The organism is Plantactinospora sp. ZYX-F-223 (assembly GCF_039649625.1).
Lineage (GTDB): Bacteria > Actinomycetota > Actinomycetes > Mycobacteriales > Micromonosporaceae > Plantactinospora.
Genome location: NZ_JBDJAV010000006.1, coordinates 77,392 through 101,115, shown reverse-complemented (window position 1 = coordinate 101,115; position 23,724 = coordinate 77,392). Strand labels below are relative to the sequence as shown.

The window sequence follows — 23,724 nt, the reverse complement described above, 5'->3', positions numbered from 1 at the left end:
TCCTGATGGTTCGTCCGGATTTCCACCGTAAGCGCCATGGCCCTCCGACGCCGCGCGGCTCGCCGTACCGACGACGAGCCGGACCGACGACGAGCGCGCTGCCGGAGCGACGACGAGCGCGCTGCCCGATCGACGAGAAGCCGGTACTACCGGGAGGCTCCGGCGCGCCGCTTGGTCCAGACGTCGAAGGCCACCGCCGCGAGCAGTACCGCGCCCTTGACCAGCATCACCCGCTCGCTGGGCGCACCCATCAACGACATGCCGTTGTTGATGACGCCCATGATCAGGCCACCGGTGATCGCCCCGACCACCTTGCCGACGCCGCCCTGCACGGCCGCCCCGCCGATGAACGCCGCCGCGATGGCGTCGAGTTCGAAGGCGTTGCCGGCGGTCGGCCCGGCCTGGTTGAGCCGGCCGGCGAAGATGACCCCGGCAAGCGCGGCCAGTACGCCCATGTTGACGAAGATCCAGAAGATCACGGACTTGACCTTGACGCCGCTCAGGGTCGCGGCCTGGAGGTTGCCACCGACGGCGTAGATCTGCCGGCCGAAGACGGCCCGGTTGGTCAGCAGCGAGTACGCCAGGATCAGCCCCGCGAGCAGGATCAGCACCCAGGGCAGGTTCTTGAACCGGGCCAGCTGCACGATCACCGTCATCACCACGACGCCGGCCAGGGCGAGCTTGAGGACGAAGAGCGGCAGCGGCTCGACGCTCTGCTGGTAGCCGAGCCGGGCCACCCGGCTACGCCACTGCACCAGCACGATGCCGGCCATAGCGACGATCCCGACCAGCAGGCTGAACAGGTCGGCCCCGCCCAGCGGGCCGAGCCCGACGTTGCCCAGGTAGCCCTCGGTGAAGCCGTTGGCGAGGGTACGCACCGGGTCCGGGAACGGGCCGATGCCCTGGTTGCCCAGGACGGTCAGGGTGAGCGCCCGGAACAGCAGCATGCCGGCCAGGGTCACGATGAAGGCCGGGATGCCGAAGTAGGCGATCCAGAAGCCCTGCCAGGCACCGATCAGCCCGCCGACGACGAGGGTGATCAGCAGGGCCAGCGGCCACGGTACGTCGTGTTCGACCATCAGTACCGCCGCGATCGCCCCGGTGACCGCCACCACCGAGCCGGCGGAGAGGTCGATGTGCCCGGCGATGATGATCAGGATCATGCCGATCGCCAGGATCAGCACGTACGAGTTCTGTACGACGATGTTGGAGATGTTCTGCGGCTGGAGCAGCGCCCCGTCGGTCAGCACCGAGAAGAGCAGCACGATCAGCGCGAAGGCGACGTAGATGCCGCTCTGCCGCAGGTTCACCGACAGCCGGCGGCCGGAGCCGCCGGCCGGGGCGGACGGTTCACCGAGACCGGGCCCGCTCACCGCGACGTCGGCGTTGGTGGGTGCGGTGGCGCTCATCGAGGTCTACTCCTGTCCGTTCGTCGGGTCGCCCGGCCGGCCGGCGGCGTCCGCCGGACCCGGGTCGTCCGAGCTGGTGCGGGCGTCGCCGTGGTCGGCCTGGCCCTTGGTCATGTACCGCATCAGGTACTCCTGGGTCGCCTCCGCGCGCGGCACCTCGGCGGTGACCCGGCCGGCGGAGAGGGTGTAGATGCGGTCGCAGAGGCCGAGCAGTTCGGGCAGCTCCGACGAGATGACCAGAATGGCCTTACCCTCGTCGGCGAGCCGGTTGATGATCGAGTAGATCTCGTACTTGGCGCCGACGTCGATGCCCCGGGTCGGCTCGTCGAGGATCAGCACGTCGGGATTGGTGAAGATCCACTTCGAGAGTACGACCTTCTGCTGGTTGCCGCCGCTGAGCTTGCCGGTCACGCTCAACACGCTCGGCGCCTTGATGTTCATGCTGGCCCGGTATTCGTCGGCGACCTGGTATTCCCGGTGGTCGTCGACCCAGCCGCGCCGGGCCAGCTTGGTCAGGCCGGCGGCCGAGACGTTCCGCTTGATGTCCTCGATCAGGTTGAGGCCGTACCGCTTGCGGTCCTCGGTCGCGTACGCGATGCCGTGCCGGATCGCGTCCCGCACCGACCGTACGGCGATCTCCCGGCCGTCCTTGACCAGCCGGCCGGAGATGTTCGTGCCGTACGAGCGCCCGAAGACGCTCATCGCGAGTTCGGTACGGCCGGCGCCCATCAGCCCGGCCAGCCCGACGATCTCGCCGCGCCGCAGCGTGAGGTTGGCGTTCGAGACCACCACCCGGCCGTGCTGGCTGGGGCTGTGCACCGTCCAGTCCTCGATCCGCAGCACCTCGCTGCCGATCCGCGGCTCGCGCGGCGGGAACCGGTGGTCGAGGTCCCGGCCGACCATCCCGGAGATGATCCGGTCCTCGGTCACCTCGTCGGACTCGGGATCCAGGGTCTCGATCGTCCGGCCGTCCCGCAGGATGGTGATCCGGTCGGCGATCGCCGCGATCTCGTTCAGCTTGTGCGAGATGATCACGCAGGTGATGCCCTGGTCGCGCAGGCCGCGCAGCAGGTCGAGCAGGTGCGCCGAGTCCCGGTCGTTGAGCGCCGCGGTGGGCTCGTCGAGGATGAGCAGCCGGACCCGCTTGGAGAGCGCCTTGGCGATCTCGACGAGCTGCTGCTTGCCGACGCCGATGTCGCTGACCTGGGTCACCGGGTTCTCGTAGAGCCCGACCCGGGCCAGCAGCTCGGCGGCCTCGTGGTTGGTCCGGTTCCAGTCGATCAGGCCACGGCTGGCCCGCTCGTTGCCGAGGAAGATGTTCTCGGCGATCGAGAGCTGCGGGCAGAGCGCCAGCTCCTGGTGGATGATGACGATCCCGCGCCGCTCGCTGTCCCGGATGTCGGCGAACTCGCAGGGCTCGCCGTCGAAGAAGATCTCCCCGGAGTACGAGCCGTGTGGATAGACCCCGGACAGCACCTTCATCAGGGTGGACTTCCCGGCGCCGTTCTCGCCGCAGATCGCGTGGATCTCACCCCGGCGCACCGAGAGGCTGACCTCGTGCAGCGCCCGTACCCCGGGAAAGGTCTTGGTGATGTCCCGCATCCGCAGAATGTCGTCGGTCATCAAGAGCCGCCCGGGAAACCCGTGGCTTCGGCCATGGGAAGGAATGGGCGGTCAGGCGTTGCGTTGGTTGTCGGCATGGCGTCGACTCCTCTGCGGGGCCAGAACTGTCGGATGCGGCTGGGATGCTCGCGGGTGTGGAAGAGGTGGTGCGGTACACCTACCGGTTGCGTCCCTGCGCGACCGCGCGGGCCGCGCTGTTGGCCGAGTGGGGGCGGTGTCGCTGGTTGTGGAACGAGGCCGTCCACCAGTACAGGACCGGGCGTAGGCCGACCTTCGGCACGTTGTCGAAGCTGTTGACCGAGGCGCGGGCGCGGTCGTCGTGGTTGCGGGAAGGGTCCCAGGTCGCGCAGCAGCAGACGCTGCGTACCTACGCTCTCGCCCTCCAGCACTCGTTCAGGGTGAAGGGTCGAGGGAGGCCGAGACCGAAGCGGCGTAAGGACTCCCTGCCCAGCCTCGAATACACCACGCGCGGTTTCTCGGTCCGCGACCGTCGGTTGCGGCTGCCCGGCGGCGTCACCATTCCGGTCGTCTGGTCCCGCGAGCTGCCGTCCGATCCGACCAGCGTCCGGGTCTACCAGGACTGCCTCGGGCACTGGTACGCCTCTTTCGTCGTCCGCCGCGAGATCACACCCGCACCCGACGTTCAGGGGGCGATCGGTGTCGACTGGGGTGTCACGACGACCGCGACCACGACGGATGCCGCCTATGACCTGCCACACCACGGCCACCGCAAACGCTGCGCCGCCGAACTCGCCAAACTCCAACGGAGAATGGCACGCCGCCGACGGGTGAAGGGCGCCCCGCCGTCGAACGGCTACCTGCGCGCCAAGCGCCAGGCGGCGAAGCTGGCGAAGAAGGCGGCCCGGCAGAACACCCACCACGCCCGGGTCTGGGCGAAGAAGATCGTCGACAACCACGCCCTGATCGCCGTCGAGGACTTCAAGCCGACATTCCTCACCAAATCCCGGATGGCCTGCAAGGCCGCTGACGCGGCGATCGGCACGGCGAAGCGGGAACTGGTCGACCGTGGCATGCGGGCGGGCCGGAAGGTGGTGCTGGTACCGCCCGCCTACACCACGATGACCTGCTCGCAGTGCGGTACGAGAGCCAAGGAACGCCTCGGGTTGGGTGTCAGAGTCTTCCGGTGCGACACCTGCGGGTACACCGCGTGTCGGGACCGGAACGCCGCGAGGACGATCCTCGCCACGGCAGAGCGTGACCGTGCTGGTGCCGACGACGTGAGACATGCGATCACCTCCTTCCGAGAGGGCGGTCGGGTGCGGTCCGAGCCAGGAATCCCCCGGCTACCAACCATGGGGAAGCACTAAGCCAACGGATCGCCTCCAGGCGCGGCGGCCGCACCGGGGGATCACCCCGGGCGACCGCCGCGACCGTACTACTGGAGCTGCTCCGGCTTGTAGTACCCGGTGTCGATCAGCATGGCCTTGTAGTTGGCCTTGTTGACGATCACCGGATCGAGCAGGAAGGAGGGCACGACCTTGTTGCCGTTGTCGTAGTCCTTCTCGTTGTTGACCTCGGGCTTGCTCCCCTTGAGCACCGCGTCGGCCATCTTGACCGCCACCTCGGCAAGCTGCCGGGTGTCCTTGTAGATGGTCGAGTACTGCTCACCGGCGATGATGGACTTCACCGAGGCCACCTCGGCGTCCTGCCCGGTCACGACCGGGTACGGCTGCCCGGACGTGCCGTAGCCGTTGCTCTTCAGCGCCGACAGGATGCCGATCGACAGCCCGTCGTACGGCGAGAGCACCCCGTCGACCTTGGTGCCGCCGCTGTACGTCTTGGTCAGCAGGTCCTCCATCCGGCGCTGCGCCGTACCGGCGTCCCAGCGCAGGATGGCGACGGTCTTGAAGTCCTTCTGCCCGCTCTTGACCACCAGGGTGCCCTTGTCGATGTACGGCTGGAGCACCGACATCGCGCCGTTGAAGAAGAAGGTGGCGTTGTTGTCGTCCGGCGAGCCGGCGAACAGCTCGACGTTGAACGGTCCCTTGGCGGTGCCGTCGCTGCCGTCCTCGTTCTTCAGCTTCAACCCGACCAGCAACGAGGTCGCCTGCTGCACCCCGACCTTGAAGTTGTCGAAGGTGGCGTAGTAGTCGACGTTCGGGCTGTTCCGGATCAGCCGGTCGTACGCGATGACCGGGATCTTGTTGTCCGCCGCGTTCTGCAACTGGGTGGTGATGGCGGTGCCGTCGATCGAGGCGATGATCAGCACCTTGGCGCCCTTGGTGATCTGGTTCTCGATCTGGTTCACCTGGGCCGGGATGTCGTTCTCGGCATACTGGAGGTCGACGGTGTAGCCGAGCTTCTCCAGGCCCGCCTTGACGTTGTTGCCGTCGTGGATCCACCGCTCGGAGGACTTCGTCGGCATGGTGACCCCGACGAGCGCCCCGGCGTTGTCGCCGGAGCCGGCCTCCTGGTCCACGGTCTTGGTACTCGATCCGCACGCGGTGAGCGCGGCGGCGAGCGTGGCGGCGCTGGCCACCGCCGCGAGCCGGACGAATTTCATCTGGTCCTCCATTTCCTGGTACGGCGTGCGGGTTTCCGGTCCGCCGCCGGCCCGGGTCACGGGACGGCCGGCGAGGTGGCGGGGCGGGCCCGCCCGGGCGATGCTGCCCCGGCGCGGGCCCTGCGGGTCAGGGTCAGCCCCGGCCGGGCAGCCCCTGGGCGAGTCGGTGGTATGCCTGGTTCCAGCGCAGCCGGTCCCGGAAGTCCGCGGTCGTGGTCCGCTCGTCGATCAGCACCAGCTCGGTGTGCAGCATGTCCGCGAAGTCGCGCAGCGTGGCCGCGCCCACCGCCTGGGTCAACACGGTGTGGTGCGGCCCCCCGGCGGTGAGCCACGACTCGGCGGAGGTGCTCAGCGACGGCGCCGGCTTCCACACCGCACGGGCGACCGGGAGCCGGGGCATCGGCTCGTCCGGCGGCACCACCTCGATCTCGTTGGCGACGAGGCGGAACCGCTCGCCGAGGTCGGCCATCCCGATCACCACCCCGGGACCGGGAGTGGCGTCGAAGACGAGCCGGACCGGGTCCTCGCGGCCGCCGATGCCGAGCGGGTGGATCTCGCACGACGGGCGCCCACTCGCGATGCTGGGGCAGACCTCAAGCATATGCGCGCCGAGGATCTTCGGTTCGCCCGGTCCGAAGTGGTAGGTGTAGTCCTCCATGAACGAGGTGCCCCGGGAAGACCCAACGCCCATCGCCTTGACCGCGGCGAGCAGCGTCGAGGTCTTCCAGTCGCCCTCGCCGCCGAAGCCGTAGCCGTCGGCCATCAACCGCTGCACGGCGAGCCCGGGAAGTTGCCGCAGCCCGCCGAGGTCCTGGAAGTTCGTGGTGAACGCCCCGAAGCCGCCTTCGGCGAGGAACTCCCGCAGCCCGGCCTCGATCCGGGCCGCGTACCGCAGCGACTCGTGCCGGTCGCCGTCCTTGGCCAACTCGGGGGCGAGCCGGTAGGTGTCGGCGTACTCGCCGACCAGCCGCTCGACCTCCTGGTCGGCGACCCGGTCCACCACCTCGACCAGGTCGTTGACCCCGTAGGTGTTGACCGAGACGCCGAACCGCAGCTCCGCCTCCACCTTGTCGCCCTCGGTGACGGCGACGTCGCGCATGTTGTCGCCGAACCGGGCCAGCCGGAGGTTGCGCAGGTGCGCGAGGCCGAGCGCGGCGCGGGCCCACTCGTCGATCCGGGCCACCACGGTCGGGTCGGAGGCGTGCCCGGCGACCGTCTTGCGGGCCAGTCCGAGTCGGGTCTGGATGAACCCGAACTCGCGGTCGCCGTGCGCGGCCTGGTTGAGGTTCATGAAGTCCATGTCGATGGACTCCCAGGGCAGCGCCTCGTTGAGCTGGGTGTGCAGGTGCAGCAGCGGCTTGCGCAGCGCGTCCAGGCCGGTGATCCACATCTTGGCCGGCGAGAAGGTGTGCATCCAGGCGATCACGCCGAGGCAGCCGGGGTCGGCGTTCGCCTCCAGCAGGACAGCGCGGATCGCCGACGCCTCGGTCAGTACGGGCTTCCAGACGATGTCCGCGACGATCTGACCGGAGCCGGTGAGCGTGCGCAGAATCTGCTGCGACTGGGACGCGACCTGGTCGAGGGTCTCCGGACCGTACAGGTGCTGGCTCCCGGTGAGGAACCAGATCTGCGGATGCGTGGCCGGCGGCATGTCCACCTCTCCTACTTGGGGCATGGCTCCTGCCAGCCCCGACGGTCTGGTCGCGATCACGTCGCGAGCCGAGTGTTACCGCTAACATTGGAGCAGTCAAACCGTACACCGTAACGCTTCAGTAACGGGAGCGCGCAGATCCGCAGGTCGTGCGTTGAGGCGTCGAACGGTCGGTCCGGAACGTCGAACGGTCGCCGCCTCCGACCCGGTGCCGCGCGACGGTCGCCTGCCGGGGCGCCTGTCGGGTGCGCGGCACGGCGCTCACTCCGGGGGCGCCGCCGGAGCGGACGGGAACGGCGCCGACGCGTCGTACTCGTGGTGCGCCACGACCTGGAACCCGTTGCGGAGCAGCAGGGCCGCCGTGACCCCCTGGCCGGCGATCCGGTTCCGTCGGAACGTCCCGTCGCTGATCTGCCGGCAGCCGCAGGACGGGCTGTAGTCCTGGAGTACCGCCCCGACCGCCCCGGATGCCCGGGCGATCCGCAGGGTCCGCCGGGCACCCGCCAGGTACGCCTCGGTCACGTCCTCGCCCCGGTGGGTCAGCACCCGGGCGCGGCCGTCCAGTACGTCGAATCCGTCCCCACCGACGATCTCGGCACGGTCGCGCGGGGTCGGCAGCCCGCCCATCACCTCCGGACAGACCAGCCGGACCCGGGCGTCGGCGCCGGGCGCCACCTCCTCCTTCGCGGCGCCACCGTCGTACGCGCAGCGGGTCCCGGCCAGGCAGGCGCTCATCAGGAACAGTGCCCTGCCCTCCTGGGCGAAGGTGGACGGGGTGTTGTCGGTACCACCCGTTGCGGCGTCCATATCCGCCTCCTCCGCGAGTCGCCGGCAGATCGGCGCGGAACACGGCGCCTCCGGAGAGAAGTCCGGAACATGGCGCTACGGACCCAAGTCTAGGCGCCCGACCGAAAGCGGAACCGGGTGGCACAGCGCGCGGAACCCGGGCGGCACCGGGCACAGGCGGGCCGGGCGGCACAGCGCGGGAGCAGGCGACACCGGGCGGGAGCAGGCGGCACCGACGGGACACCGAAGGGCGGAGCGCGGCTCCGGGGTCGGCGGGCACCCAAACGGGGCAGCTCGACAGTGCGCCACGGGGATGCCGACCGGTCGGCCGAAGCCCGAATGGACCTCGGCGGCACCGGGTATCGGCAGATGGACGGCCACCGAACGCGGAGCCGACCGCCGACGCGAGGAGACGCGAAATGACTGCCGCCACCCGGCCCATGCTGGCCACGTACCCGGGAGAGATCAACCTCGACCGCGACCTGCTGGCCAGGTCGATCGACGCGCTGCTCGCCTGCGCCCAGGCCTGCACCTCGTGCGCGGACTCCTGCCTGAGCGAGGCGGACGTCGCCCAGCTCGTCAAGTGCATCCGGACCGACCTGGACTGCGCCGACGTCTGCTCCACCACCGCGCGGGTGCTGTCCCGGCACACCGGCTACGACGCGAACCTCAGCCGCAGCCTGTTGGAGGCGTGCGCGACCGCCTGCCGGTCCTGTGCGGACGAGTGCGATCGGCACGCCAAGATGCACGAGCACTGCCGGATCTGTGCCGAGGCCTGCCGGGTCGCCGAACGGGCCTCCCGGGAAGTGCTGGCGGCGATGAGCCGCTGAGCGGACCGACGGCCCGACGACGGTCAGCGGCCCTCGCGCGTCAGTCCGGGTCGCCGGTCAGCGGGCGGCCCGCTCGGCGGCGGCGTGCCACCACGCTGGTGGAGACGCTCCGGTGACCGTCGAGGTCGGCTGGTCCGGATGCAACCCGAGCCGGCGCAGGGCCTCCGCCCGCACCCGGACGTCGTACCAGCCACGCCACCGGCCGTCCGGTCCGGGGCCGCAGGCCAACCCGCACCGGACGTCGTCGGAGTCGAAGGGCATCCAGTCGATGCCCCGGTCACGCAGTCAACCGCGCAGCGCGGCCGCCGGGTGCAGCCGACCGGTGTTCTCGAACGCCAGGACGCGGATCCAGTCTGGAGTCGGCGCGGTCATGCCGGTCATTCTGCCCCGTTCGGCGCCGCGTGAGCCACCGAGATAGCCAGGACTAGTTTGGCGGTGTGACTACCGACCCTGGAATGCGGACGCTGACCCGGACCCTGCTGGTGCCCGGACGCGGTCGCCCGAAGCCGGAACACTGGTTGCGACGCTGGGCCGACGCACATCCGGAATACCGGTGGGCACCCTATCCGCCCGGTCCGCCGTTCACCCTGGCAGACCGGGTCGCCGCGCTGCACGAGGCCGTCTGCGCGGCACCGGACCCGGCGGTGCTGGTGGCACACAGCGCCGGCTGCCTCACCGTCGCGGCCTGGGCGGCCCGGCACACCGGCCCGGTCCGGGGGGCCCTGCTCGTCACCCCGCCCTACCTCGACCCGGCCTGGGAACCCGACCCGAACCGTCCACCGGACGACAGCGTCTACGGCCCGGTACCGCGTACCCGGCTGCCGTTTCGGTCGATCATGGTGGCCAGCCGTACCGACCCGTACACGACGTTCGCACAGTTCATGGAGTACGCCGAGGACTGGGGTGCGGAGCTGTTCGACGCGGGCGACGTCGGACATGTCGAGACCGCGAGCGGACACGGCCCCTGGCCCGCCGGTGAGCGGCTGCTCGCCGAACTCCACCAGGAACCGGGCTGAGCAGCTCGGCGACCTTCCCGGCACTGTCCACATCGCTCCTGTGGCGCCCGACACCCTGAGTCAGTACTCATGTACTATCACCGGACGACTGCGGCGGGCACGACACGACCACCGGGCCTCCGGAGGGGCCTCGGGTGCACTGGTCTCGCCTCGCTAGGATCCGCACAGAGCGAAGCGGAAGTGGGTTGGGATGCAGCCAGTGGGTCCGTACCAGTTCATCGAGGCGGTCAGCCTGTGCCAGGTAGGCAGCGTCTGGTCCGCCATCGACGGGCAGGGCAACTCGTACACGGTGGCCGTGCTGGACGCCGCCGTCGCGGGTGACCAACGCTGGCGGGACGCTTTCGTCGGCACCGCCCAGGCGCTGGCGCAGCCCGGTGCGGGCGGTCCTCGTTACGTGCACGCCGAGTTCGCCGCGCCCGCACCCTGGGTCGCCTACGCCGCCAGTGAGACCGAGGGTGGCGAACGACTCTTCGCGGCGCTGGGCATGGAGTGCCGGCCCGCGCAGGAGGGACTGGGCGACGGCGACTCCCCGACCATGAAGACCACCGCCGTCTCCTCGCCGACGGCCGCCGGAACGGCGAACGGCTCCTCGGTGCCGGACGACGACGAACTGGCCACCCCCACGACCAGGCTGACATCGGGCGTGGCGCCGCCCAACCCGTGGCAGGCCGGGCCCCCGCAGCCGGCGCCGCCGGTGAACGCGACCCCGACGTCGTTGCCACCGCACCAGACGTCGTCGCCACCGCACCAGACCTCGGCACCGCCGCACCAGACCTCGGCACCGCCGCACCAGGTCTCCGTGCCACCGGACCAGAGTTCGGCACCGCCATACCAGATCTCGGTGCCGCCGGACCAGAGTTCGGCACCGCCGTACCAGATCTCGGTGCCGCCGGACTCGGTCTCCGGGCCGCCGCAGCCGCTGCCGGAGATGCCGCGGGCATACCCGGCCGACCTGTCGACGAACGCGTCCGGGCACGACCCGCTCTACTCACCGGTGCGGCACATCGTCCCCTCCGAACCGAAGCCGCGGCGCAACTGGCTCTGGATTGCCATCGCGGCGGTGATCGTGCTGGTGCTGGCCGGTGGCGGGACCATCCTCGCCGTGAGCCTCTCGGGCGGTGGCGGCGACGACCCGCCGCCCGAGGCGAAGCCGACCGCGAGCAGCCTGCCGCCGCCGGCACCGACCAACCCGCCGTTGCAGCCGGGTCTGGAGCCGCCCACCGCCGGGGCGTGGCCGGCGAAGTGGCCGACCTTCACCGAGCGGGACAACGTGCGTACCCTGCCGGACCTGGAGGGCCTGACGTTCACCGTCAAGGTGCCGGCGAGCTGGCAGTGCGTGCTCTCCGGCCGGGCGCAGGGCTTCACCAAGTACAACTGCGGGGTGCCGCCGGGCAGCGACAAGCCGGAGTACGGCGGGGAGCTGGTCGTACGGGACTGCGCGCAGCCCTGTGACGAGGCGCAGCAGGTCGCGATGCGGCAGGCCGAGGAGGCCTGGGGCAAGCGGTGGATCCGCAGCGGCCAGAACTCGGCGTTCCTCGAGACGAACACGCTGCAGGAGAACGGCGAGCAGCGGCACGGGCTGGTCGTGGTGGCGTACTTCCAGAGCGGTACCAGCGAGGACAGGGTCGACCGCCAACTGGTGCTCCGGATGACCGCCCCGGAGAACGGTGCCCAGGAGCTGCGTCGGGTGGCGACCTACCTGCGCGAGACGCTGGTCTTCTGACCGGGCCTCGCCGCCCGCCGGCCGCTCACCGAGCGGTCTGCTCGGCGATCCAGCGGCGCACCCGAGCCGAGAACGCCTGCTGGGAGAAGCCGGCGGCGTGCGCCACCAGCCGGTCCCGGTCCAGCTCGTCGAGGCGGCGGAGCAGGGGCAGGTAGTCGGCCGCGGTCACGGAATCGACGAGGAGGCCGGTCCGGCCGTCCACGACGGTCTCCAGCAGACCTCCCCGGCGCAGCCCCAGCACCGGCGTGCCGCAGGCCTGGGCCTCCACCGGGATGATGCCGAAGTCCTCGTGGACCGGGAAGAGCAGCGCCTTCGCGCCCCAGTAGAGCTGCCGCAGCCGCTCCCGGTCGGGCTGGACCTCGAAGCTGACCGCGACCCCGGCCCGGGCGGCGGCGCGCCGGAGGTTCGCCTCCTCCGGCCCGGACCCGGCGACCACCAGCGGAAGCCGGGCGGCCCCGGCGATCGCGATGATCAGATCGAAGTTCTTGTACGGGATCCACCGCCCCACCCCGAGCAGGTACTCCCGGGACTGGTGGCGCTCCGGCTCCGGCGGAGAGGAGAAGAAGTCGGTGTCCACCGGCGGATTGATCACCACAGCGTCCCGGCCCCAGTAGCGGCGGATCCGGTCCCGCACCTCGCGGGAGTTCGCGGCGTAGCTGTGCACGTGCCGACTCAGCCGCAGGTCGACGGCTTGCAGGATCCTTCTCGGGGCGGCCAGCAACGGATTGGCGCCGCGACCGTCGAAGGACGGGCTCCAGAGGTACCGGGCCGGTGAGTGGACGTAGCTCAGGTAGCGGGTCCGCTCCGGTACGCCCAGCCGCACGGTGTGCGCGAAGGCGTGGCTGGAAGAGACGACGACGTCGAACCGCTCGCGGCTCAGCGTCCGCCAGACCAGGGGCATCACCGGCAACGCCACCGCCTTGGTACGCCGCAGCGGCGTCCTGGCCAGCCACGACTCCCGAAGGTCCGGCTCGTCGACTCCCTCGTCCTTCCACAGCACGAACCGTTCGGCGTGCGGCAGTTGCGCCGCGATCTGCCGGAAGACGTTCTCCGAGCCGCCGGTGGCGCCGAACCACTCGTGCACCACCGCCACCGACCGGTCGGCGAGATGGTCGAGCGACACCGGCCCGTCGACGGCGGCACCGTCCGGGGCGGATCGCGCCTGCCGGTCGCGTACCTCTTCGGCACTCATGCTGATGCTCCATCCGACGGAGTCCGGTCACGGTCACGGGGTTTTCCGGGCCTGTCCCGCACACCCAGCCCGCGTGCCCGGGCCCAGATGCCCACCAGGTAGGTCCGGCGCAGCGCCGGCACCAGCGCGGCGTGGCCCACCCAGACCAGCAGGATCCCGACGCAGGAGCCGACCAGCCGCAGCAGGCCCGGACCGGCGAGCAGGTATCCGAGCCCGGCGGCCGCGACCGCCCCGGGCAGCAGCGTGGCGACCAGCCGCAGGCTGTAGCCGAGCACCCCGAGCAGGCGCGCCGAGACGAGGAACATCAGCAGTCCGCCGACCGATGCCGCCGCGCCCAGGGTGAACGCCCCCCAGTGCCGGAACAGCAGGAGGTTCAGCCCGGCGGCGGCGGTGTACGAGACCGCCATCACGATCGCGACCTGGAGGTTCCGGCCCCGGGCGTTGAGCACCTTCACCAGGGTGTAGCCGATCACCTGCGCCCAGATGCCGAGGGCGAAGCCCAGCAGCAGCGTGGCGGAGATCCGGACCGCCTGGTCGTCGAACTCGCCACGGGCGTACAGCAGGGTGACGATGCCGGTGCTGTTGAGACAGAGGATCAACGAGAGCGGCACGGTCACGAAGACCACCGGAGGCAGCAGCCGCCGGAGCCCGCCGGCCACCTGGGCCGGGTCCATCCGGGCGAACGACGCCAGGCCGGCCAGCCCGAGCGGGGCGGCGAGCAGGGCCATGCAGGAGTCGACGACGAACCGGGCGTACTCGGTCGCCGCGACCACCTCGATGCCGAGCAGCGAGCCGACCGCACGTTCGACCCCGATCGACCCCTGGAGGATCACGGGGATCAGCAGCAGCGGCCGGAGCCGCCGCCAGAACATCCCCAGCGCCAGCCGGCGGGCCGTGCCGGCCGGGAGCGCCGGGCCCGGATCGTCCACCGCGGCGAGGTAACCCCGGCGCCGCACCCAGTAGGCGGCCCAGGCCCAGAGCAGGACGTACGGCACGGTGAAGCCCCAGGCCAGGATCGCGACGTCGCCGGTCAGGTAGGCCAGCAGCGTCGCGCCGATCAGGCCGAGGCTCTGTACCGAGGGGCGGATGTTGATCAGGCGTACGTCGTCGTGTGCCAGTCCGACCAGGGTGTAGAGGCCGTACTGGACGTAGAACGGCACCGACAGCGCCGCTATCCCGAGCATCGTCGCGGCGAGCGCGGCGGTCTCCGGGTCCAGGCCCGGCGCGAGCAGGTCGACCCAGGCCGCCCGGCCGAACAGCAGCGCCACGGTGAGCAGCAGCGAGAACGCGCCCAGCAGCGACCGTACGGTGTGGTAGAGCACCAGGGCCATGGCCGGCCGCTCCTGGCGGTACCGCACGTACAACGGCAGGAAGCCGGCCGACAGCGCGTCGGCGGTGAAGAAGTTGACCGGAATCAGCGTGGCGGTCAGCGCGACCCGGTTGGCCGCCACCGCCCGTCCGGCGCCGAACAGCGCCGCCAGCAGGACCTCGCGGAGCAGACCGAGCAGCTTGCCGGTCACCCCGCCGAGGACCAGCCGGAAGAAGATCCTGGTCACGGTGCCACGTACCGGCCTCGAAGCTCGACGAGCAGCGCCAGGTAGCTCCGGGCGCAGTGCGCCAGGGTCAGCTCGTCCGGCAGCAGGCTCGACCGCGGTGCGGGTACCGGCGGCATGCCGTGCAGGATGTCGGCGAGCGCACCGGGATCGTCGGTGTCGACCGGGTGCACCGCGGAGTCGAGCGCCGCCGGCCCGGCGATGCCCCGGGACACGACGCAGGGCAGCCCGCTGGCCAGCGCTTCCAGGATCGCCATCGGCAGCCCCACCTCGAGGTGGGCCGTGGTGAGCAGGGCCACGTCGGCGGCCGCGTGGTATCGCCCGACCTCGTCCGGCCGAACCTGCCCGACGAACGTGACCAGGTCCGCCAACCGGAGGTCCCGGACCAGTCCACGTAGCCGGCTCTCGTCGGGACCGCCCCCGACCAGCAGAAACCGGAACCGGGCGGCGTGTCCCCGGTCGCGCAGCACCGCCGCGGCCCGCAGCACCCGGTCCAGTCGCTTCTGCGCGTGCAGCCGGCCGACACAGCCGACCACCGTCACCCGCTCGTCGATGCCGAACGCCGCCCGGAGTTCCCGCCGGGCCCGGAGGTCCGCGGCGTGGTCCGCCGGACGTACGCCGTTGGGGATGTGCCGGACCCGGTCCGCCGGGGCGAACCAGCGCTGCGGCCGGGCGGCCAGCGAGTCGACCACCCGTGCACCGACCGCGACGATCCGGTCGAAGTCCCGGTACCGGGCCAGATCCCGCAGCAGCCAGGCCGCGTTCTTCGGCGCGGTGGCCAGCAACCGGGGACTACCGGCCCGCAGTTTCGAACTGATCTCCATCATCGAGGTGCCGTGCGCCTGTAGCACGAACGGCGTACCCGGGTGCCGCGCCCGCGTCCGGGCCACCGCGTACGCCCCGGCGCTCACCGACAGCACCGCCCCGGGCGGCTCGGCGAGCGACGTCCAGTAGGCCCGGGACTCCCGCCACCAGGCGGCCGAGTAGCGGCCGGGTCGGGTACCGGCCAGCGGCACCACCTCGACGCCGTCCGCCGTGAACGGCCCGTCGACCCCCGGTACGGCGGTGGTGACGACCCGAACCTGCCGGACGTGCCGGGCCAGCTCGGCGGCGAGGCTCCAGGAGAGGATCTCCATCCCCCCGATGTGGTGCCGGGGGGTGGCCCGGGAGAAGACCAGTATCGACTCGATCATCCGAGGGTCCTGTACAGCGATTCCAACCTGTCGGTCTGCCGGCGCAGGTTGTACCGCTCGACGACCGTCCGCCGGCCCGCCTCGCCGAACCGTTGGCAGAGCTGCGGATCGCGGAGCAGGGCGGTGAGCCGCTCGGCCAGCGCGGCGACGTCCCGCTCGGCCACCAGGAAGCCGGTCTCACCGTCGGTCACCGCCTCCGCTATCCCGCCGTGCGCGGTCGCGACCACCGGCCGCCCGCTCGCCGCCGCCTCCAGCAACACCGTCGGCAGCCCCTCCTGGTCCCCCGAGGCCGCGGTCACGCTCGGCTGGCACAGCACCCGGGACCGGCCCAACCAGTCGAGCGCCTCGGCGTGCGACCGCGCGCCCAGGAACCGGACCGCCGCCGACACGTCGAGTTCCCGGGCGAGCCCGTCGAGCCGCTCCCGCAGCGGCCCGTCGCCGACGATCACCAGCTCGGCCTCGGGTACGGCCCGGCGTACCGCCGCGAACGCCCGCAACAGGTCCGCCGTCCCTTTCTTCTCCACCAGCCGGGCGATGTGCAGGATCCGGGGCGGCTCGGCGACCCCGGCGTACGGGATCAGGTCGACGTCCACCCCGGTCGGCAGCACGACGAGCCGGTCGGCCGGATAGCCCCAGTCGACCGCCTTGCGCCGGATGTGCTCGGAGACGCAGAGGAAGGTGGCGCCCACGTCGAAGAGCTCGCCCCGCCAGGCGACGTAGTTCAGCCAGGACGGTTTCCTCGACGCGACCAGCCGGGACTTGGTGATGGTCACGTCGAAGCCGTGCAGGGTGGTCACCAGCGGGACGCCCAGCGCTCTGGCCAGCGGGGCGGCGTAGACGCCCTCCACCCCGAAGTGCGCGTGCAGCAGCGCGGTCCCCCGTTCCGCCAGCAGCCGGCGCAACGGCGCCGACCACCGGGTCAGCGTGTACGCCAGCAGTGCGGCCCGGCCGAAGTCGGCGACGCTGACCGAGTCGGGTGGCGACGCGACACCGGCCGGTCCGGCCTGCGGAGTGGCACCGGCCGGGTCGGACCCCGTCGCGGGGCTAGCCGCGCCGGTGGGCAGCAGGCTCGGGACCGGATCCCTCGCCACGAACAACGGCCGGAAGCTCCGCATCGCCAGGGCCTGGCTCGTGATGAACGTCTCCGACGGCCGGAACGGCTGGTGTCGTACGACGCCCACGGTCGGGGTGGCTGACATTGTCCTCGGACTCCTCGGCGGCAGGTGACTCCTCGGCGGCGGACGACTCGGCGGCGGACGACTCGGCGGTGACGGGCCGGATCAGGTAGGCGAGCAGCAGGGAGACGATCGGGATCAGGTGGATGTCGCCGAAGATGTCGGTGTTCTCCCCCAGCCCCTGCACCAGGATCCAGGCGAGCGCCGCGCCGACGCAGACGACGTACACCTGCCGGGCCTGCCCGTCGACCGCGAGGAGCCGGGCGACCAGCCGGAAGGTCGCGACGAAGAACGCGACGGTGAGCAGCAGCCCGGCGATCCCGGTCACCGCCCAGGCCCCGAGCAGGATGTTGTGCGGCGGAAAGACCCGCCAGATGTCGTGCTCGTCGGCGTACGCGGCGAAGCCGAGGTTCCAGCCGCCGTAGCCCAATCCCAGCAGCGGACTGTCCCGGAACGCCTCCGCGCCGAACTGCCAGATCGCGGCACGCCCGACGAACGCCTCCAGCATGGCGTCGAGGAAACCGCGGTTGAGGGTCAGCAGCAGGGCCACGGCCGCGCCCACGGGTACGGCGGCGATCAGCAGGTACCGCCGGAGCACCGGGGTCGCGTACCGGCGCAGCCGGTGGAAGCCGTACGCGGCGGCCGGCAGCGCGACCACCAGCACCGTGGCCGACTTCGAGCCGGTGAACAGCACCGCGACCAGCGCCACCACCCCGACCACCCGGACCCGACGGGCGCCGGTCAGCGCCGCCAGCGCGAACGCGGCGAGGCCGTTGATCCCGAGGAACATCGCGGCGACGTTCGCGTTGATGAACACCCCACCGGCCTTCGCCGGGTCCAGCACGTTGTTCGGGTTGTCGCCGAAGAGTGCCGCGACGGTGTTCTGGCCGGCGAAGTAGCCGCCGATCGAATGCAGGAAGGCGTCCTCCAGCCCGGGCAGCAGCCGGAAGGCGACGACCAGGCCGGCTTCGAGCAGCACCCACGGCCAGTACCAGAGTTGCAGCCTGCGCAGCGGTGCGGTGCCTCCGCGGGCCACCGCCGACATCAGCACCAGCGTGACGACGAACTGGCCGAGCAGCGTGATGAACTGCAACCCGGCGCGCGGCTCGGGTGACCAGGCCAGGGTGAGCAGCCGGAGCGCCAGCAGGAGCAGCACGATCCGGACCAGGGCCAGCCGGAGCAGCCGGCGGACCAGATCGCCCCGGGCGGCGAGCAGGACCACCGGGGCGAGCAGCAGCGCGACGGCCGTGCCGAGGGCGATGTCGACGCTGCCCCGGGGCAGCGGGTAGATCTGTGGCAGGGCGAGGACCAACACGACGGTCGCCAGCACCGCTAGCCGGGCCGGATCGGCGGCGGCGGTGGCGAGCCCGTCGACCAGCCGCCGGGCGGCGGGCAGCGGGCTAGACATGCAACGGTCCCGTCGTCGGCGCCGGCCGCGCCCCGCCCGCTCCGGTGACGATGCTCCGCAGCAGTTCGCCCCGGGCCTGCCAACCGAAGCCGCGGGCGTGCTCGACCCGGGCGGCGATCTCCGGATCCGGCCCGGGCTCGATGGCGCGCAGCACCCGGGCGACGAAGTCGTCGGCGGAGTCCGCGACGCCGATCGCGTCGGTGCCCCGGGCCGCCCGGACCACGTCCGGCACGGCGGTACTCACCACGGTCAGCCCGGCCGACAGGTATTCGTAGCACTTGAGCGGGCTGACCCCGGCGGTGTACGGGTTCAGGGCGTACGGCACCAGGCCCACCGTGGCGGTGCCGGCCACCTCGGCCAGCTCGTCGATGCCGAGCACGCCGAGATACCGCGCGCCGAGCCGTTCCAGCTCGGCCAGCTCGGTGTCGAAGCCACCACCGCCGGCCGCGACCGGGCCGGCCAGCAGCAGCTCGCCCCGGCCGCGCAGGGCATCGGCCAGGGCACGGAGCAGTGGATAGTCCAGCTTGTGCGGTGACAGGTTGCCGGCGAACAGCGCCGCCGGACGGCGCTGCGCGGCGGGACGGCTGGCCGCGGCGAAGACGTCGACGTCGGCGACGTTCGGCAGCGTACGGACGTCCGGGAAGCCGACCTCCGCCAGGTGCGCGGCGACGGCGTCACTTGTCGCGATGGCGCACCGGGCCTGCCCGGCCAGGTGGCGTTCTCCGGCCGCGACGGCGACCGCGTCCACCCCGGGAAAGGCGCCCAGCAGGTCGACGCAGTGATAGACGGTGAAGTCGGCGTACCGTTCGAGGCCGTAGGTGACCGGGGTGAACGTCCACAGGCCCCGGGGCCGGGGGGTGTCCCGCCACCGCGCGACGGCCCGCTCCAGCAGCAGCCGGTTGACCAGCCGAGTGGGCCGGCGGTGCACCGGCACGATCAGCGGCGAGACGATCGTGGCCCGCTCCGGTACCGGCCGGTGGGCGGTCCCGGCGTGCCCCCGGACGGAGTTGTGGACCCGGCGGGCGATCCGGGTGAGGTCCCGGGCGTCGAACCGGACCCGGCGCAGGCCGAGCGACTCGACGAAGTGGGTCTCGAAGCCCCGCGCGAACTCCCGCACCACGTAGTGCTGGTTCGTCGCGATCTGCGCGCTCCACTCGGCGGTGCCCAGCACCAGCATCGTCGGCCGGGACGGCCCGCCCCCGGCGCCGCCACCACGCGGTCGTGTCGTCGTCACCTGTCTCTTCCGGCCTGTTCGGGCAGCGCGCACCGGACGCTGCCGAGGAAGACTCGATCGACCGTAGGGTGAGTCATTCTGTCAATGGCTGCGCGCTGTCGCACCAGGGAACCCTAGGGGAGCGGCGGGACGCGGCGGCAGCCGGCCTCGGTGGCGCTCCGCTTTATCCAGTTTCGACCGGACCGGCTGGTCATCCCGTTGCCGGGCAGAGGTTTGCCGCTGCCGCCGCTTCTCGCCTATGTTGCCTTCATGACCGGCGACGTCGCGCTGCTCCTGCGCCGGGCCGGGTTCGGTCCGACCGCGGCCGAGCTCGCCGCGGCGCGCCAGTCGGGCTACCCGGAGACGCTCTCCGGTCTGCTGGCTCCGCTAGGGCCGGATGTCGGCGCGACCAGCTCCCCGGTGCCGAAGCTCGGCCCCGATCCGCACGCCAACCTGCCCAATCCGACCCGGGCCCAGCACATCCAGGCCGACATCAAGCGCAAGGCGCAGGCCGAGCTGATCCAACGGTGGTGGCTGGACCGGATGACCGTGGCGAGCCACCAGGCCGTGGAGAAGCTGGTCTTCTTCTGGCACGGGCACTGGGCCACCTCGGTCGACAAGGTGCGAAGCGCCCAGTACCTGCTGACCCAGCACCGGACCCTGCGCGGCGCCCGTGACATCGTGGACCTCGCCCACCGGATGATCGTCGACCAGGCGCTGATCTACTGGTTGGACGGGCAGCACAACAAGAAGGGCGCACCCAACGAGAACCTCGCCCGGGAACTCTTCGAGCTGTTCCTGCTCGGCATCGGGCAGTACACCGAGCGGGACGTCCGGGAGGCGGGCCGGGCGCTCACCGGCTGGCTTACGGTCCTGGAGGAGGAGGCCCCGGTCTTCGACCGGAAGCGCCACGATCCGGGCCGCAAGACCATCCTCGGCCAGACGGCCAAGTTCGACGCGCACAGCCTGGTCAACCTGCTGCTGACCCGACCGGAGTGCCCCCGGTTCATCGCCACCCGGATGTGGTTCCGGTACGCCTCGCACAGCGAGCCCATTCCGGAGCGGGTCCGGGAGAAGATGGCCGAGGCGTTTCCCGCGCCGATGGCGATGCTGCGGGCGCTCTTCGAGGACGAGTCCTTCGGCGCGACCGCGCACACCCTGGTCAAGCAGCCGGTGGAGTGGCTGGTCGGGGCGATGCGGCAGCTCGGCCTGCGGATCAGCGGCCTGCCGGTCGAGACCGCCATGGATATCGTGCACGGGATGCGCGCGCTCGGGCAGCTGCCGTTCGCGCCGCCCAGCGTCGGCGGGTGGCCGGCCGGCACCGCCTGGCTGACCTCGGCCGCCGCCCAGGTCAGGATGAATCTCGCCGGCAAGCTGGCCGGGCTGCACCAACCCGGACGGCTGACCCCGGAGGACGTGGCGCACATCCTCTGCGTGGACGGCTGGACCGACCGGACCTACAAGGTGCTCCGCGATGTCAAGGACCCCCGCCAGTTGCTGGTCCTCGGCCTGTCGAGCCCGGAATACCTGGTGACCTGAGATGGACGCGCTGACCCGACGCCGTTTCCTCCTCGCCTCCGGTGTCGTCGGTGCCGGTGCGCTGGCGACGACCGGAGCCGCCCTGGGCCTCGCCGAGCTGCTGGAGAAGTCGTCGTCCCAGGCCGCCCCGGCCGACCCGGGCCGAAAACTGGTACTCGTCACGCTCTACGGCGGCAACGACGGCCTGAACACCGTCATCCCGTACGCGGATCGCCACTATCACGGGCTGCGGCCGGAGCTCGCGTACCCGGCCGAGAAGGTGCTGCCTCTCGACGACGCGCTCGGGCTCAACCCGAAACTGCGCGGGCTGAAGCGGCTCTGGGACTCCAAGCGCCTCGCCGTCGTCCTCGGGGTCGGCTATCCGAAGCCGGACCGCAGCCACTTCCGGTCGATGGACATCTGGCAGACCGCGTCGCCGGGGGTGCCCATCTACAGCGGCTGGGTGGGGCGCTGGCTGGACGGCACCAAGGCGACCCCGGAGACGGCGGTGAGTTTCGAGCCGGTGCTGCCGCCGCTGCTCGCCGGGGAGACCCGGGCCGGCGCCTGTGTCAGTCTCGGCGGCCTCAAGCTGCCGTCCGGCATCGACACCGGCCTCGTCGCGGCACTGGGCGGTCCGCAGCAGGGCGAGCCGGCGATGCAGGCCCGGGCCGCCGCCTCCTACGCGGACCTGCTGAGGGTGGAGCACCTGGTGCGACATTCCCGGGAGACGGCCCAGGCCGAGAGCGGGCCGACCGGCCCGGCGACCGGTACCGGCGGGTCGAGCGCGCTGGCCGCGCAGCTCGCGCTGGTCGCCCGCTGCGTCGAGGCCGACGTGCCGACCCGGGTGTACTCGGTCAGCCTCGGCGGGTTCGACACCCACGCCGGCGAGATCGTCGGGCACGAGATGCTGCTGACCCAGCTCGACGAAGCGCTGACCGGTTTCGTGGAGCGGATGGGCCAGACCGAGGCCGGCCGGCAGGTCACGGTGGTGGTCTACAGCGAGTTCGGGCGGCGGGTCCGGGCGAACGCCTCGGACGGCACCGACCACGGCACCGCGGGCCCGGTCCTGGTGCTCGGCGGCCAGGTGACCGGCGGCCTCTACGGCGAGCAGCCGAGCCTGACCGACCTGGACGACGGCGATCTCAAGGCGACCGTCGACTTCCGGCAGGTCTTCGGCACCCTCCTCGGCTCGGTGCTGGGCGCCGATCCGGCCCGCTACCTGGAGGGCTACCAGGTGACCCCGCTGCCGTTCCTGCCCGCCGGATGACCGCTCGCCCGCGGGTGCGGGCTCACCGCCGACGACGACGGCTCACCGGCCGCCACCCCGGAACACCTCGATGACCGTCCGGAGCAGTACCTTGGTGTCCAGCCAGAGCGACCAGTTCTCGATGTAGTAGTTGTCGAACCGGGCCCGGTCGGAGATCGGGGTGTCGCCGCGCAATCCGCTCACCTGGGCGAGCCCGGTCAGCCCCACCGGCACCCGGTGCCGCATCGCGTAGTCGGGGTGCTCGGCGGAGAACTTCTCCACGAAGTACGGCCGCTCGGGGCGGGGGCCGACCACGGTCATGTCGCCGCGCAGGATGTTCCAGAGCTGGGGCAGCTCGTCGAGGGAGGTACGCCGCATGAAGCGGCCGACCGGGCCGATCCGCCGGTCGTCCGCGATCGACCAGTGGGTCCGGGACTCCAGCTCGTCGGCCGGCTGCATGGTGCGGAACTTGATGACGTCGAACGGCTTGCCGTACCGGCCGATCCGCTCCTGGTGGAAGAAGATCCCCCGGCCGCCCTCCAGCCAGGTGGCGAGGGCACAGAGCAGCAGGACCGGGCTCAGGATGACCAGCGCCACGACGCAGAAGACGATGTCGGAGGCGCGCTTGATTGCCCAGCGCACACCGGAGAGGCTGGTGTGCCGGATCTGCACCACCGGGATCGCACCGATGTGGTCGGGCAGCCCTCCGGGCGAGCGGGAGCCCCAGAGCCGGGGCACGCTCCAGATGTCGCAGTTCGCGTACTCCGGGCGGGCCAGCAGCTCCATCAGTCCGGTCTCCGGGTAGTCGGGTTCGGCGACGACGAGTACGTCGCACTCGACCATCCGGATCCGGTCGGCGAGCTGGTCCAGGGTGCCGATCAGCGGTGGCGAGGCGGGACCGGGCCGCTCCTCGGCGTCGACGCAGCCGGCGAAGCGCAAGCCGTACTGTGGATAGCGGCGCAGCAGCCGGGCGAGTTCGGCGGCGATCGGACCGCTGCCGATGATGATGGCGTTGTGCTCCACCCACCGCCGCTTGCGGGCGATCAGCACCGCCCGCCGGGTGATCGCCCGCCCGACGATGACCAGCCCGGCGGAGAGCGCCACGCCCCGCATGAACCCGGTCATGTATTCGACCGAGCCGTGCCGCATCGCCGCGATGATGGCGACGATCGCGGCGGAGGCGAGCAGCCGGCCGCAGAGACTCGGCAGCTCGTCGAGGATGCTCATGTGCCGACGCGCCCGGTAGAGCCCGCCGGCGGCGAAGATGGCCACGGTGAGCCCTGCGGTGAAGACGGTCCCTCGCCAGTAGCGGTCACCGGTGAGCAGCAGCGGTCCGAGCAGCGCGGCAAGGTCGACCGGGGCGGTCACCATCCAGGCCCGCAGCCGGCGGGTGCGCACCGAGGCGCGGGACCCGGCGTACGGCAGCACCGCGGTCGTGTCGATGCCGGCCCGGGCCCGATCCGCCGGGCTCGACCCGGGCCCGGTGCGGGGCCGGGGCACCGCCGGCAGGTCGGTCACCGGCTCGACGGCGTCGACGGCGTCGATGGCGTCGATGGCGCGCACGGCCGGCGGCCGGTCCGACGGACCGGTGTCGGGCAGGCCGACCACCGGATCGTGCGGTGCCAACGGCCACGTCGACATCTGTTTCCTCCCCCGTGACGACG

Annotated in this window: 19 protein-coding genes; 6 read left to right on the top strand and 13 right to left on the bottom strand. The window is 71.6% G+C overall.

The window, feature by feature from the left end; all coding sequences use genetic code 11:
- Positions 1–146 precede the first annotated feature (146 nt).
- The gene (gene mmsB / locus AAH979_RS08135) at positions 147–1,409 is read right to left on the bottom strand and encodes a multiple monosaccharide ABC transporter permease (RefSeq protein WP_346257429.1); all 1,263 of its coding nucleotides are present in this window, start codon (positions 1,407–1,409) and stop codon (positions 147–149) included.
- A gap of 6 nt (positions 1,410–1,415) precedes the next feature.
- Complete coding sequence (gene mmsA / locus AAH979_RS08130; RefSeq protein WP_346257428.1) at positions 1,416–3,032, bottom strand: multiple monosaccharide ABC transporter ATP-binding protein; 1,617 nt, start codon at positions 3,030–3,032, stop codon at positions 1,416–1,418.
- Between the two features lie 134 nt (positions 3,033–3,166).
- Here mmsA and AAH979_RS08125 point away from each other — a divergent pair, with 134 nt between their 5' ends.
- Positions 3,167–4,360, top strand: a complete 1,194-nt coding sequence (locus AAH979_RS08125) for a transposase (protein ID WP_346257427.1) — start codon at positions 3,167–3,169, stop codon at positions 4,358–4,360.
- Between the two features lie 68 nt (positions 4,361–4,428).
- Here the strand turns inward: AAH979_RS08125 and chvE are convergent, their stop codons facing one another.
- From chvE to AAH979_RS08110, 3 genes are all read right to left on the bottom strand, one after another.
- A complete protein-coding gene (gene chvE / locus AAH979_RS08120) occupies positions 4,429–5,556 on the bottom strand; it encodes a multiple monosaccharide ABC transporter substrate-binding protein (protein WP_346257426.1) in 1,128 nt (375 codons plus the stop codon).
- Positions 5,557–5,689: 133 nt separating this feature from the next.
- Entirely contained in the window at positions 5,690–7,231 is a 1,542-nt protein-coding gene (araA, locus tag AAH979_RS08115; protein ID WP_346257425.1) for an L-arabinose isomerase, read from the bottom strand.
- A 237-nt stretch (positions 7,232–7,468) separates the two neighbouring features.
- The gene (locus AAH979_RS08110) at positions 7,469–8,014 is read right to left on the bottom strand and encodes a DUF523 domain-containing protein (RefSeq protein ID WP_346257424.1); all 546 of its coding nucleotides are present in this window, start codon (positions 8,012–8,014) and stop codon (positions 7,469–7,471) included.
- Between the two features lie 398 nt (positions 8,015–8,412).
- Between AAH979_RS08110 and AAH979_RS08105 the strand changes: the two genes are divergently transcribed.
- The gene (locus AAH979_RS08105; protein ID WP_346257423.1) at positions 8,413–8,823 is read left to right on the top strand and encodes a four-helix bundle copper-binding protein; all 411 of its coding nucleotides are present in this window, start codon (positions 8,413–8,415) and stop codon (positions 8,821–8,823) included.
- Between the two features lie 57 nt (positions 8,824–8,880).
- On the opposite strand, the gene AAH979_RS08100 is transcribed toward AAH979_RS08105, so the two are convergent.
- A complete protein-coding gene (locus AAH979_RS08100) occupies positions 8,881–9,084 on the bottom strand; it encodes a hypothetical protein (protein WP_346257422.1) in 204 nt (67 codons plus the stop codon).
- A 176-nt stretch (positions 9,085–9,260) separates the two neighbouring features.
- On the opposite strand from AAH979_RS08100, the gene AAH979_RS08095 reads away from it, so the two are divergent.
- Both AAH979_RS08095 and AAH979_RS08090 read left to right on the top strand, forming a co-directional pair.
- On the top strand, positions 9,261–9,839 hold the full coding sequence (locus AAH979_RS08095) for an alpha/beta hydrolase (protein WP_346257421.1): 579 nt from the start codon (positions 9,261–9,263) through the stop codon (positions 9,837–9,839).
- 190 nt (positions 9,840–10,029) lie between these two features.
- Positions 10,030–11,562 (top strand): hypothetical protein, encoded by a 1,533-nt coding sequence (locus tag AAH979_RS08090; protein ID WP_346257420.1) that lies wholly within the window; start codon positions 10,030–10,032, stop codon positions 11,560–11,562.
- A 25-nt stretch (positions 11,563–11,587) separates the two neighbouring features.
- On the opposite strand, the gene AAH979_RS08085 is transcribed toward AAH979_RS08090, so the two are convergent.
- The 6 genes from AAH979_RS08085 to AAH979_RS08060 are packed head-to-tail and all read right to left on the bottom strand — an operon-like array spanning position 11,588 to position 19,317.
- Positions 11,588–12,754 carry a glycosyltransferase gene (locus AAH979_RS08085; protein ID WP_346257419.1) on the bottom strand — a complete coding sequence of 389 codons (1,167 nt, stop codon included), beginning with the start codon at positions 12,752–12,754 and terminating at the stop codon, positions 11,588–11,590.
- The gene (locus tag AAH979_RS08080; RefSeq protein ID WP_346257418.1) at positions 12,751–14,310 is read right to left on the bottom strand and encodes a lipid II flippase MurJ; all 1,560 of its coding nucleotides are present in this window, start codon (positions 14,308–14,310) and stop codon (positions 12,751–12,753) included. Before AAH979_RS08080 ends, AAH979_RS08085 begins: the two co-directional genes overlap by 4 nt.
- On the bottom strand, positions 14,307–15,500 hold the full coding sequence (locus tag AAH979_RS08075; protein ID WP_346257417.1) for a glycosyltransferase family 4 protein: 1,194 nt from the start codon (positions 15,498–15,500) through the stop codon (positions 14,307–14,309). Before AAH979_RS08075 ends, AAH979_RS08080 begins: the two co-directional genes overlap by 4 nt.
- Complete coding sequence (locus AAH979_RS08070) at positions 15,497–16,591, bottom strand: glycosyltransferase (RefSeq protein ID WP_346257416.1); 1,095 nt, start codon at positions 16,589–16,591, stop codon at positions 15,497–15,499. Before AAH979_RS08070 ends, AAH979_RS08075 begins: the two co-directional genes overlap by 4 nt.
- Positions 16,545–18,083 (bottom strand): O-antigen ligase family protein, encoded by a 1,539-nt coding sequence (locus AAH979_RS08065; protein ID WP_346257415.1) that lies wholly within the window; start codon positions 18,081–18,083, stop codon positions 16,545–16,547. The genes AAH979_RS08070 and AAH979_RS08065 overlap by 47 nt, the downstream gene beginning before the upstream one ends.
- The gene (locus tag AAH979_RS08060; protein ID WP_346257414.1) at positions 18,076–19,317 is read right to left on the bottom strand and encodes a glycosyltransferase; all 1,242 of its coding nucleotides are present in this window, start codon (positions 19,315–19,317) and stop codon (positions 18,076–18,078) included. The genes AAH979_RS08065 and AAH979_RS08060 overlap by 8 nt, the downstream gene beginning before the upstream one ends.
- Positions 19,318–19,566: 249 nt before the next feature.
- Between AAH979_RS08060 and AAH979_RS08055 the strand changes: the two genes are divergently transcribed.
- Positions 19,567–20,835, top strand: a complete 1,269-nt coding sequence (locus AAH979_RS08055) for a DUF1800 family protein (RefSeq protein WP_346257413.1) — start codon at positions 19,567–19,569, stop codon at positions 20,833–20,835.
- A 1-nt stretch (position 20,836) separates the two neighbouring features.
- Positions 20,837–22,081: a DUF1501 domain-containing protein gene (locus tag AAH979_RS08050; protein WP_346257412.1), complete on the top strand. Its 1,245-nt coding sequence runs from the start codon at positions 20,837–20,839 to the stop codon at positions 22,079–22,081.
- 42 nt (positions 22,082–22,123) lie between these two features.
- On the opposite strand, the gene AAH979_RS08045 is transcribed toward AAH979_RS08050, so the two are convergent.
- The gene (locus AAH979_RS08045) at positions 22,124–23,701 is read right to left on the bottom strand and encodes a sugar transferase (RefSeq protein ID WP_346257411.1); all 1,578 of its coding nucleotides are present in this window, start codon (positions 23,699–23,701) and stop codon (positions 22,124–22,126) included.
- Positions 23,702–23,724 lie beyond the last annotated feature (23 nt).

Coding starts and splice junctions, on each gene's coding strand:
- mmsB (WP_346257429.1), bottom strand. CDS start 1,409: ATGAGCGCCACCGCACCCACCAACGCCGACGTCGCGGTGAGCGGGCCC.
- mmsA (WP_346257428.1), bottom strand. CDS start 3,032: ATGACCGACGACATTCTGCGGATGCGGGACATCACCAAGACCTTTCCC.
- chvE (WP_346257426.1), bottom strand. CDS start 5,556: ATGAAATTCGTCCGGCTCGCGGCGGTGGCCAGCGCCGCCACGCTCGCC.
- araA (WP_346257425.1), bottom strand. CDS start 7,231: ATGCCCCAAGTAGGAGAGGTGGACATGCCGCCGGCCACGCATCCGCAG.
- AAH979_RS08110 (WP_346257424.1), bottom strand. CDS start 8,014: ATGGACGCCGCAACGGGTGGTACCGACAACACCCCGTCCACCTTCGCC.
- AAH979_RS08105 (WP_346257423.1), top strand. CDS start 8,413: ATGACTGCCGCCACCCGGCCCATGCTGGCCACGTACCCGGGAGAGATC.
- AAH979_RS08100 (WP_346257422.1), bottom strand. CDS start 9,084: ATGCCCTTCGACTCCGACGACGTCCGGTGCGGGTTGGCCTGCGGCCCC.
- AAH979_RS08090 (WP_346257420.1), top strand. CDS start 10,030: ATGCAGCCAGTGGGTCCGTACCAGTTCATCGAGGCGGTCAGCCTGTGC.
- AAH979_RS08085 (WP_346257419.1), bottom strand. CDS start 12,754: ATGAGTGCCGAAGAGGTACGCGACCGGCAGGCGCGATCCGCCCCGGAC.
- AAH979_RS08075 (WP_346257417.1), bottom strand. CDS start 15,500: ATGATCGAGTCGATACTGGTCTTCTCCCGGGCCACCCCCCGGCACCAC.
- AAH979_RS08065 (WP_346257415.1), bottom strand. CDS start 18,083: ATGTCTAGCCCGCTGCCCGCCGCCCGGCGGCTGGTCGACGGGCTCGCC.
- AAH979_RS08055 (WP_346257413.1), top strand. CDS start 19,567: ATGACCGGCGACGTCGCGCTGCTCCTGCGCCGGGCCGGGTTCGGTCCG.
- AAH979_RS08050 (WP_346257412.1), top strand. CDS start 20,837: ATGGACGCGCTGACCCGACGCCGTTTCCTCCTCGCCTCCGGTGTCGTC.
- AAH979_RS08045 (WP_346257411.1), bottom strand. CDS start 23,701: ATGTCGACGTGGCCGTTGGCACCGCACGATCCGGTGGTCGGCCTGCCC.